Below are 3,432 nucleotides of genomic sequence, written 5' to 3' on the forward strand. Positions count from 1 at the left end.
TGCTGCGAACCTTCACGGCGGACGAACCGTTGCTCGGAGTCACCGAGATCGCCAACCGGGTGGGCCTGCACAAGAGCACGGTTTCCCGGATCCTGGCCACGTTCGAACAGGAACACCTGGTGGAACGCGATCCGGAAACCCGCCGCTTCCGGCTGGGGCTGGGACTGATCGCCGTCGCCGGGCCGTTGCTGGCCGAACTGGAAGAACGGCGGGTGGCGTATCCCGTCCTGCGTGAACTCACCGAACAGACCGGCGAAACCAGCGCCCTCATGGTGTGGAACGGCGCAGAGTCAATGTGCGTGGAGCAGATTGCCAGCCACCACCAGATCAAGCACACCACCCCGCTGGGAGCCCGGTACACCGACGCCATGAGCGCCTCCGTGCAGGTCTTCCTGGCCGCAGCGCCCGTCGAACGCGTCCGTGTGCTCCTGCGCAGCGGGGCGATCAGCTACCCGGGACTCGATGATGCGGGCCTGGATGGCTACCAGATCAAGCTCAAGGACGTGACGGCCCGGGGCTGGGCCATCAACTACGGCGAATCCTCCATCGATGAAGTGGGCGTCGCCGCTCCCGTCCACGACCACCGCGGCGACATCGTGGCGGCCGTCCTGATCTCGGCCCCCCGGTTCCGCGTCTCACGCGAGGCTCTGCAGAACCTGGGCGAAGCGTGCGCCGCTGCGGCCGATAAAATCACCAGCCGGCTGGGCGGGCGCGCGTCCAGCAACGGCTGACGCGGCGCGCGCCCGGACTAAGGCGCCGAGCGCACGTCAGCTGAGCCGGGCCAGCCGCGCGGCCAAATGCAACGCTGCGAGCCGGCCCGTCCGCCGGGGGTCGCCGCCGCACAGCTCGAAGATCCGCTGCAGCCGTTGATGCATCGATTGCCGCTCCACGTGCAGTTCCCTCGCCGCCTGGGCCGTGTTGCAGCCGGAATCCAGCCACATGGCCAGGGTGCCAAGCAGCCGGGAATTGCGTTGCGCATCATAATCCAGGAGAGCCCCCAGCTGCTGGCGCACGAAGTTCCGCCGTTGGCCAGGGTCCAGGCTTCCCACGGCAAGGCGTTCGACGGCGAATGCCTCGCAATCGATCACGGGACTGTGCGGACCTTGGGTTCCCGTATGTGGTTGCCCCAGCGCGCCCGCCAATTCCAGGGTCAGCCTGGCCTCCGACAAGGACCATGGGGCTTCCGAAATCCCGACGGCCACCGGGCCGACGGCAACCAGCGTGTCTGATGGGGCCGGTAGCGCCCGCAGGCCAGCCAGAAGTGCGTCCCTGCTGTCCAGCGGACTATCGCCCGGGAGGACCACCACCGCCAGCAGCTCGGCATTATCGACATAGGTTGCGCTGGGCTGCGCCCGCCGGGCCAAGAGCTGCTCCACAGAAGCGCGGAGGTGTTGGAGCATGCCGGAGCGGACCATGATGGCCACGATTGTGGCACCCGGCGGAATCCCGGCCGCGGAAGCCAATTGCTGGAGCCGCCAGGCCTGGCTGCCGGAATCAATCGCGCGAAGCAGGGCCGCCCCGGCGACTTCCTTGAGCCCGGGGGACATTCGCTGCAGCAATGCCAGGGCCAGGATGTCGACAGAACGATTTCCGGCCGTCCGGGCCAGGTTCTGGTCCTCGTCCGCCGGGACCCGCAGCAGCAGCTGAGCCGCAAGGATGCCGCGGATAGGCACGTCGATGTGAATCAGGCGTGCCTGCTCCTGCGGCCCAACGGTGGAGGCATCGACGTCGGCGGCCTCGGCCCGCCCCGGGCTTGCGCTGGCCAGGGTCGCGCCGGCTATGGACGTCAGCGTCACCTCGGCATTGATGATGCCGGCCAGCACGGCGAGGATCCGGTCCAGGCCACCGCCGTGCGCCAGTTCGACGGCCATCGCGTGACTGGCCTCATCGGCCCGCCGCAACTGCGATACCGAGTCGCTGACCAGCATCGAATTGATGGCCTGCGTGATTCCGACGAACGGCACCACCCCGCGAAGTTCGATCAGCGGAAGGCCGGCTGCTTCGGCGGCCGCCACCATTGAGGACGGCAGGGACGGCAGGGCGGACCCGGTTTCGATAGCTACGGCGGCAACGCCCCGCTCCGCGAGTTGGCGGATGTAGTTGACCTGCCGCTCCTCCGAGGCGAGGGCCAGGGCTTCTCCGCCCGTTAGCAGAAGTTCCCCGCCGGCCAGCAGGGGCGCGATATCAATGATTTCACTGGAGTGGATCCACCGGAGCTGCGCCCGGGCGGCGGCCCTGGCCGCGGCGCGGACAATGGGGTCGGCGGCCGCCATGGTCGGGTGGTTCAGGACGTCTTGAAGAAGGATGGACATTACACTCCGTCGCGTTGCTCTGGGTATATTTAGACACATTGTATATAGTCGTATGTGGCCTGCGACACATAATCTTGAGGAATCCCACACATCCTCGGAGGCTCCACATGCGTCAAAAATCCCCAGCGGCCCCTGCCGGCACCGCGCCGGAAGCGAGCGTAGACCACGAAGCGTGGCTCCAGCCCATCCCCGAATCACAACGGACCCGCAAGGTCTCGGGCCAGTTCTGGATCTGGGCCGGCGCCAATCTCGCCCCGATCAACTGGGTGCTCGGAGCGCTCGGCATCCAGCTTGGCCTGGGATTCGCGGACACCGTCACGGTTCTTGTCCTCGGAAACCTCATCGGGATGCTGCTCTTCGGCTGCTTCGTCCTGCTGGGCCAGAAGACCGGGGCGACCGGCATGGTGCTGGCCCGCGCCGCCTTCGGCCGGCGCGGCAACTACCTGCCCGCCGGCATCCAGGCTCTTCTGGTGATCGGCTGGTGTGCGGTCAACACCTGGATCATCCTGGATCTGGTCATGGCCTTGTTCGGAACGCTCGGCTGGGTTGACCCGGAGGCCAAGAACTACGCCTGGAAGATTGGCATCGCCACCTTCATCATGGCTGTACAGGTAGCCATCGCCTGGTTCGGCTATAAAGCCATTGCTGCCTTCGAGAAGTGGACCGTTCCGCCCACCATCATCATCTTGACCGTGATGTCGGCAGTGGCCTGGTTCGGCATGAAGATCAACTGGACCTACGCCGGCCCGGCCGGCCACATCCTGGAAGGCTCGGAACGCATCGCCGCGATGAGCGCAGTCATGACGGCCATCGGCATCGGCTGGGGCATCACCTGGTTCACCTACGCCGCGGATTACTCCCGCTTTGTCAGCACCTCGGTGCCCAAGCGCAAGGTCTACCTCGCCTCGGTGCTGGGCCAGTTCATCCCGGTCGTCTGGCTGGGCATCCTGGGGGCCAGCCTGGCGACCAACACGGGTGAAATTGATCCCGGCAAACTCATCGTCCAGAACTTCGGCGCGCTGGCCCTCCCGGTGCTGCTCATGGTCCTGCACGGCCCGATCGCGACCAACATCTTGAACATTTACACCTTTTCCGTCGCCACGCAGGCCCTGGACATCTC

Annotated in this window: 3 protein-coding genes; 2 read left to right on the forward strand and 1 reads right to left on the reverse strand. The window is 66.3% G+C overall.

All coding sequences use genetic code 11. The annotated features are described in order from the left end of the window. Positions 1-731: IclR family transcriptional regulator (locus tag LQV45_RS21695; protein WP_230008772.1), on the forward strand; the 731-nt coding region annotated here is incomplete at its 5' end. A gap of 36 nt (positions 732-767) precedes the next feature. Here LQV45_RS21695 and LQV45_RS21700 read toward each other — a convergent pair. Next, positions 768-2,312, reverse strand: a complete 1,545-nt coding sequence (locus LQV45_RS21700) for a PucR family transcriptional regulator (protein ID WP_230008773.1) — start codon at positions 2,310-2,312, stop codon at positions 768-770. A gap of 107 nt (positions 2,313-2,419) precedes the next feature. Between LQV45_RS21700 and LQV45_RS21705 the strand changes: the two genes are divergently transcribed. After that, on the forward strand, positions 2,420-3,432 hold a 1,013-nt coding region (locus LQV45_RS21705; protein WP_230008774.1), incomplete at its 3' end, for a cytosine permease.

The sequence above is a fragment of the Microbacterium sp. Bi128 genome, assembly GCF_918698205.1.

Coding starts and splice junctions, on each gene's coding strand:
- LQV45_RS21700 (WP_230008773.1), bottom strand. CDS start 2,312: ATGTCCATCCTTCTTCAAGACGTCCTGAACCACCCGACCATGGCGGCC.